The organism is Anabaena sp. CS-542/02, from assembly GCF_028331085.1.
Taxonomy (GTDB): domain Bacteria; phylum Cyanobacteriota; class Cyanobacteriia; order Cyanobacteriales; family Nostocaceae; genus Anabaenopsis; species Anabaenopsis arnoldii.
Window position 1 is genome coordinate 1 of record NZ_JAQMTM010000089.1, and the last position, 6,860, is coordinate 6,860.

Annotated in this window: 5 protein-coding genes; 2 read left to right on the forward strand and 3 right to left on the reverse strand. The window is 43.8% G+C overall.

Going from position 1 to position 6,860, the window contains the following annotated elements:
- Positions 1–685: 685 nt before the first annotated feature.
- Together PN447_RS10385 and rpsD are read left to right on the forward strand one after the other, a co-directional pair.
- Positions 686–877 (forward strand): zinc ribbon domain-containing protein, encoded by a 192-nt coding sequence (locus PN447_RS10385; RefSeq protein ID WP_271762897.1) that lies wholly within the window; start codon positions 686–688, stop codon positions 875–877.
- Between the two features lie 186 nt (positions 878–1,063).
- Entirely contained in the window at positions 1,064–1,672 is a 609-nt protein-coding gene (gene rpsD / locus PN447_RS10390; protein ID WP_271732942.1) for a 30S ribosomal protein S4, read from the forward strand.
- A 106-nt stretch (positions 1,673–1,778) separates the two neighbouring features.
- Here rpsD and kdpC read toward each other — a convergent pair whose 3' ends face one another.
- From kdpC to kdpA, 3 genes are all read right to left on the reverse strand, one after another.
- Complete coding sequence (kdpC, locus tag PN447_RS10395) at positions 1,779–2,372, reverse strand: K(+)-transporting ATPase subunit C (protein WP_271762893.1); 594 nt, start codon at positions 2,370–2,372, stop codon at positions 1,779–1,781.
- A 102-nt stretch (positions 2,373–2,474) separates the two neighbouring features.
- The gene (gene kdpB / locus PN447_RS10400) at positions 2,475–4,598 is read right to left on the reverse strand and encodes a potassium-transporting ATPase subunit KdpB (protein WP_271762895.1); all 2,124 of its coding nucleotides are present in this window, start codon (positions 4,596–4,598) and stop codon (positions 2,475–2,477) included.
- A gap of 41 nt (positions 4,599–4,639) precedes the next feature.
- Positions 4,640–6,343 (reverse strand): potassium-transporting ATPase subunit KdpA, encoded by a 1,704-nt coding sequence (gene kdpA / locus PN447_RS10405; protein WP_271762896.1) that lies wholly within the window; start codon positions 6,341–6,343, stop codon positions 4,640–4,642.
- Between the last annotated feature and the right edge of the window lie 517 nt (positions 6,344–6,860).

Below are 6,860 nucleotides of genomic sequence, written 5' to 3' on the forward strand. Positions count from 1 at the left end.
CGTCAAGACCATCCAATACATGATCTTCTAGTCAGATTTATCTGACTTGAGCTTTGAGACGGGGGTTTCTAACCCCCGGCTCCCCGTGTAGCATCAAACGAAATTTTTCAACCCAGAGCGATCGCCTTTAACAGCAGCGATCGCGCTATTGCATCTCGTCAAGACCATCCAATACATGATCTTCGGTGTCACACAGATCCCCGACTTCTGGAAAGATTATATGAGATTATGCCAATTATCTAAGAAGTCGGGGATCTTACTCTTTAACAGCAGCGCTTGGCTATCGCATCCCGTCAAGACCATCCAATACATGATCTTCTAGTCAGATTTATCTGACTTGAGCTTTGAGACGGGGGTTTCTAACCCCCGGCTCCCCGTGTAGCATCAAACGGAATTTTTCAACCCACAGCGATCGCCTTTAACAGCAGCGATCGCGCTATTGCATCCCGTCAAGACCATCCAATACATGATCTTCTAGTCAGATTTATCTGACTTGAGCTTTGAGACGGGGGTTTCTAACCCCCGGCTCCCCGTGTAGCATCAAACGAAATTTTTCAACCCAGAGCAGCTTGCAGCAGCGCCTGTACCAGTTGCATAAGTCCTATAATTAAATCTTATCAATGATTTTAGGCGCAGAGATGAATCTAGCTCTTAATAATGGTAATATACTCAAAATATCAAACAAATAGACCATAAGCTAGGTAAAAACAAAGCTTTTAAATGCCCACATTGCGGAACTCAGATTTCTCGTGATGCTAATGGTGCGCGCAATATTTCATTGTGTGCTTTGCAAGCAACTGCCTTCACCGTGACGCATGATTCTATCGTGCTTTCTGACTCGTCAGAATTGACGGATACCTTAGTTAACCGAGTTTAATCGCTTTGATTAGCTTAAAAATTGCACAAAGTTAAAAGTATTTCCGAGTTGGAATACTACGTCAGCTAATCTACCAAGATCAAAGTCACCAGTTTCAGATCGGCAAGAATTTCCTGATGTATAATCAGGAAAGTGTCAAAATTCAATGTCTAGTTAAAAGTTAACAGGAATAGATTAAGGAAACTCATGTCCCGATACAGAGGGCCACGCCTCAGAATTGTACGTCGCTTAGGCGAATTGCCAGGATTAAGTCGTAAAAGTGCTAGACGCGCCTATCCACCAGGACAGCATGGTCAGAACCGCAAAAAACGCTCTGAGTATGCAGTTCGTCTAGAAGAAAAGCAAAAGATTCGGATGAACTACGGTTTAACCGAAAAGCAACTGTTGCGCTATGTGCGTAAAGCTAGACGCGTCACTGGTTCCACCGGACAAGTGCTGCTACAACTGCTAGAAATGCGCCTGGATAACACCGTTTTTCGTTTGGGGATGGCTCCCACCATTCCAGCCGCCCGCCAACTGGTAAATCACGGTCACGTAACAGTTAACGGTCGCAGAGTCAATATTGCTAGTTACCAGTGTCGTCCCGGGGAAGTCGTTGCAGTCAGAGACCGCGAAGTTTCCCGGAAGTTGGTAGAAGCCAATTTGCAATATCCTGGATTAGCCAATCTCCCCAGTCATCTGGAATTTGACAAAGCTAAGTTAACTGGCAAGGTTAACGGCGTTATTGAACGAGAATGGGTAGCATTACAAGTCAATGAGCTGCTCGTAGTGGAATACTACTCACGTCAAGCCTAATTATTTTCCCAAGTCATTGGATTGCGGATTGAATCAATTACACAATCTCATCGCCGCCCCTTTCCTGAGAAAGGAGAGGGGCTGACCAATGACCAATCACCTAGTTCTATTGAGAGTTAATCTCTTCCAAGTCAAGAGCATAATTCAATCGCAAAATATTAACACCTGGCTCCCCAAAAATCCCCAAAAATCTACCATCAGTATACTGACTAATTAAACGTATTATTTCATCCTCTTTCATATCACGGGCGAGAGCCACCCGGCTCAACTGTTGGCGGGCTGATATCAAAGAAATATGTGGGTCTAAGCCAGAACCAGAAGCATAAATTAAATCAGCCACGGGTTGAATATTCTCCTCTTGTAATTGAGTTGCTCGTTCCATAATTCGCTCTAACAGTGCTGGGTTGCTAGGAGCAAAATTACTCCCTCCTGATATACCCGTGGGGCTGGCTTGTTTTCCTTGGCTGTATCTCACACTACTGGGACGACCGTGAAAATAACCCTCAGATGTGAATGTCTGGCCAATCAAAGCTGAACCAATTGGTTGAGTGTCTAAATTTACCATAACGCTGCCATTGGCTTGAAAAGGAAAGAAGGCTTGACCTATGACCAAGATCCCCAGAGGATAGATGATTGCCGTTAGTAACCAAAGCACTAAGGTCATGCGAAAAGCTGTGATAGTTTCACGAATAAAATTCATAAAAATTTATCGGCGGTGAGTTTCTAGTTCAGAAAAGAATTAGTTGACCACAGATGTAGACCCCTGAGCGGTTTTCCATAGGGTCAGAAGCTTGGGGCTTTTCTATCCCCAACCGGTGGTTGCAATGAGCATATCTATAAATTTAATAGCAAGCAAAGGTGCAATTATTCCACCCAAACCATAAATCAACAGATGGCGCAGTAGGAGTTGGTTAGTTTGCAGGTATTTTACCTGTACACCTCTCAAAGCTAAGGGAATTAAAGCCGGAATCGTCACAGCATTATAAATTAGTGTGGATATGACAGCGGAATTGGCGCTGGACAAATTCATGATATTTAAACCCTGCAGATGAGCAGCGGTAAAAATGAATGGGATAATTAGAAAGTATTTAGTAATATCATTCGCCAGGGAAAATGTAGTTAGAGCACCACGGGTAACTACTAATTGCCGACTAATGCTCACTAGATCAATCACCTTTGTGGGGTCAGAGTCCAAATCTATGATATCCGCTGCTTCTTTAGCAGCTTGACTACCTGTATTCATGACCACGCCGACATTGGCTTTGAGGATCGCAGCAGCATCATTAGAGCCGTCTCCTATCATTGCTACTACTTTACCTGCTGTTTGTTCTGTGTAGATAATACTGACTTTATCCTCTGCTGTCGCTTCACCAACAAAGTCATTAACTCCTGCAAGGTTGGCAATCACAGATGTCGTAATCAGGTTGTCCCCAGTCAGTAATATAGTATTGATACCCATGTAGCCTAACTGCTGACAAGCCTCCCAGATACCCGGCTTAATTATGTCTTTCAGGTAAATCACACCATAAATTTCCTCATCTAGACAAACCGCCAGTGGTGTACCTCCCTGTTGGGAAATCTTTTCGCAGACAGAATTCAATTCTGGAGGTGCTTGTCCATTACCCAAACGAATAAACTCTTTAATTGCTGTTACCGCTCCCTTGCGAGCTTTATGTCCCCGCTCGAAGTTTGTGCCACTCATGCGGGTGTCCTCAGAAAATTTAACCCCTAGGGCTTGGTTGAGGTCAAAATCAATTTGTCCGCCTAAGCTTTGTGCCACTCGGGTAATTGATTTCCCTTCAGATGTATCATCAAATACGCTCGCAGCCAAAGCAATATTAGCCATCTCCTCTAATGAATGGCCATTGAGGGGAATAAACTCCTGTGCCAAGCGGTTGCCAAAGGTGATTGTCCCTGTTTTGTCAAGAATCAGGGTGGTGATATCAGCACAAGCTTCTAGGGCTTCTCCTGAAGTGGCAATGATGTTAAATTGGGCAACCCCATTCATAGCAGCAATACTAATGGTATTGAATAATCCGCCCATAGTGGTGGGAATCAGCCCTACCAACAGGGCTATCAAAATAGGTACACTGACCGGACTCCCCACATAGTAAGCAAATGCCGGCAACGTGGCCACGACTAACAGAGCAACTAAACTCAAAACACCGAGGAAAATCATCAAGGTAATTTCACCCGGTGTTTTACTGCGTTTTGTTCCTGCTAATAAAGCAATCATCCGGTCAATAAACCCTTGATCTGGGTCGGATGTAATGCTAACAATCAGTTCATCAGAGATGATATGGGTACCACCGATCACCGAACTGGCAACATTAGTCCCTGATTCTTTTAGTATTGGTACAGTTTCACCGGTAATTACTGATTCATCTACCGAGGCCACACCCATGATCACTTTGCCATCAGCAGGAATCATATCCCCAGCTACCAAATATATGGTGTCTCCTGTTCTCAGACTGGTGGCAGGAACTTGGCAAATTGTGCCATCAGGAGCCAGTTTTTTGGCGATCGCCTCTGACTTTGTAGTTTGCAATATATCTGCTTGGGCTTGACCCCGTCCTAGTGCCAATGCTTCCGCAAAATTAGCCAGCCAAACCGTGAGAAAGCAAATTCCTGTCAACAAGCCGTAAAAAATACGTGGGTGATTTTCCGGGGATGGACCCAATAAGTTGGGCGCAATAGTGAATACTAAGGTGACAACTGTCCCCAGCCAAACCAAAAACATGACTGGATTTTTGACGGCATACCCGGGATGCAGCTTGATAAAAGCATCCCTCATGGCTCTGATATACAGTTTTTTGCGATTTATCTTAGCTTTTTTGAGGGTGGGGCGGCGATGACTAGGTAAAGTTCCGTCCACGCCAGGACGAAAACGTGATGATTTACCTTGAGAGGTAGGTGCAACGTTCATTTTATCTGATATTCAGGAAATGTTGACTAATAACCAATCTTCTAACTAGCCGCAGCTAGTTTGAAACCCTCGGCAATCGGGCCCAAGGCCAATACTGGAAAGAAAGCCAGCATTGCCAAAATCACCACTAATCCAGCCGTCGCTGCGGTAAATAACAGCGAATCTGTTTTGAGGGTAATAGCGGTTTCTACTACTTTTGGTTTACGAGATATACCGTCAGCTAACAGCAAAATGGCAATAATCGGAATGTAACGCCCGGCAAACATAGTTAAACAGGTACTTAAATTCCACCACAGGGTGTTATTATCCAATCCCTGTAAACTAGAGCCATTATTGGCACCAGCAGCCGCATATTCATAAACTACTTGGGAAATGCCGTGAAATCCAGGGTTAGTAATTCCAGACAGGGAAAGAGGATAAGCCAATGCAATGGCACTGGGAATTAAAACCACAATGGGATAAATCAGCACCACCACACTAGCAAGGATGATTTCTCTTCTTTCAATTTTCCGCCCTAAAAATTGTGGAGTGCGCCCCACTATTAACCCTACTAAGAACAGAGTCAGAATTAGGTAAGTAAATAGGTAAGCTGTCCCAGTTCCCTGACCTCCCCAGATAATGCGCAGGAATAAGCTCGATAAAGTGGAAAATAATCCTTCTGGCATCAATGAATCATGCATCCCGTTCACCGCACCGCACATGGTGGCTGTAGTCATCACTGCCCAGAGTGCCGTTTGTACCCAACCCAATCGAATTTCTTTGCCCTCTAAATTCGGCTGTTCTAATCCCAATGTGGCATTTACCAGGGGATTACCCTGTTGTTCTCCGGTTACTGTCACCCAAATCAGAATTATCAAGGCTACAAATACCATCCAGAACAGCAGCCAGGCCTGTTTCATATTTTTGGCAAATATGCCATAGGTGTAAATTAAGGATGTAGGAATGGCAATCATGGCGATGGTTTCGATTAAATTAGCAGCGCCATTGGGATTTTCATAGGGGTGGGCTGAGTTAACGCCAAAAAAACCGCCGCCGTTATCACCCAACATTTTAATCATCTCAAAGGTGGCTACTGGCCCTCTAGCAATATATTGGGTTCTTCCCTCTAAGGTTTCTACAACCAGGGTTCCACCTAATGTTTGCGGCACACCGCATAAAACTAGAGCGATCGCTCCTATAATTGAGATTGGTAGTAATATCCTCGTGATGGCACGGGTGAGATCAACGTAAAAGTTCCCTAATTTTTTGCCTGTTAAGCCCCGAATAAAAGCAATTCCTACTGCTAAACCTGTGGCGGCTGAGGTAAACATCAAAAAGCCTAAAGCTGCTACTTGGCTAAAATAACTTAAGGTTGTTTCACCAGTGTAGTGTTGCTGTCCAGTATTAGTCACAAATGAAACAACTGTGTGCAGCAATATATCCCAGCTAGGCGCATCAAAATCATTGGGATTCCAAGGTAGTAATCTCTGATAAAATATTATCAGGTATACTAAAGTACCCATGCACAGATTGCTGTACAGCAATGCGCGAATATATTCCCCAACCGTCTGCGGCTTACCGCCGTAGGCATCATCTTTGCTACCCACACCGATTAAAACCAAGCAGCTACGCTCTATAGGGTTGATTAACCGGTCCAGCAGCGTTCTTTCTCCTTGGAAAACACGCGCCATGTACCTTCCCAAAACTGGCACGATCGCTATCACAATACACAGCGTTAAGCCGATTTGCAAAAAACTTTGTCCCATCTATTTCGCACCCAACTCAATTTAAATGATAGATTTTATACATATAAACCCCATACTCCCGGTCTCTTAATATATAACCCGAAACGATTTGGTTTTTCCCTTATTACTATTTTTCATATTCTTTTTCAAGTTTCCGTCAGAAATACTGAAAATGTACTCTGATATGGAGATTAAAAGACTTGTTTTTCTAAAAAGATGTTTGATAAGTTTTCCACAGGTAATTTTTATCTTAGGGAACAGGGAACAGGGAACACACAAAAAACAATCAAATCTAGTCCCCTCCCCTTACAAGGACAAGACAAGGTGGACAAGGTGGACAAGGTGACCAGGGAGAAAAACAGTACAAAGTCTGTATTCTTAGTAAGAAAAATAGCCACTTAAAAGACCATTGTCCGTATAAAATCTTCCTTGTCCACTTTCCTTCCTTGTCTTCGGTGGTCTTGCCTTCACAGATCATATTAAAAACCTACCCTTGTAAGGAAGGGGGTGGGGTCAAACAATAGTTGATACACTAATC